The following is a 375-nucleotide window of genomic DNA, read 5'->3' as shown; positions in this document are numbered from 1 at the left end:
ATGCTGGACCAGGACGACGCGTTGATGACCATAACGGACATCGAGTCGAGGAGCGTCGCACTCGCCTTAACCTCGGGCCGGGTTCCCCTGCAGCGCTTCGAAGGGCGCAGGGGCGGAGCGGGGTTGAAGGACGGCGGAGCAGGAGCAGGGAGCCAGGAGGACACGGGAGGAGAAAGGGCTGGGTGGGGGGGCGGACGAGCGGGAGCCATGGCGGGTGGTCGGAGATCAGGGTGGCCGGGGGCTTGATCCCCGCGGGGGCGCCGAGCCGGTTGCGCAGCTCGACTGCGGTCAGCGAGTCGAAGCCCAGCTCCTTGAAGGCCCGGCCGGTGTCGACCGCCTCCGGGCCCGGGTAGCCGAGCGCGGCCGCGACATGGG

Annotated in this window: 1 protein-coding gene; it reads right to left on the bottom strand. The window is 71.5% G+C overall.

From position 1 onward, the window contains the following. A partial coding sequence (locus UK12_RS38880) for an acyl carrier protein (RefSeq protein WP_156179118.1) occupies nt 1-375 on the bottom strand: 375 nt, incomplete at both ends.

It is taken from the genome of Saccharothrix sp. ST-888, assembly GCF_000955975.1.
GTDB lineage: Bacteria > Actinomycetota > Actinomycetes > Streptomycetales > Streptomycetaceae > Kitasatospora.
The sequence above is the reverse complement of the archived record's forward strand: the minus strand, read 5'-3'. Positions and strand labels throughout refer to the sequence as shown.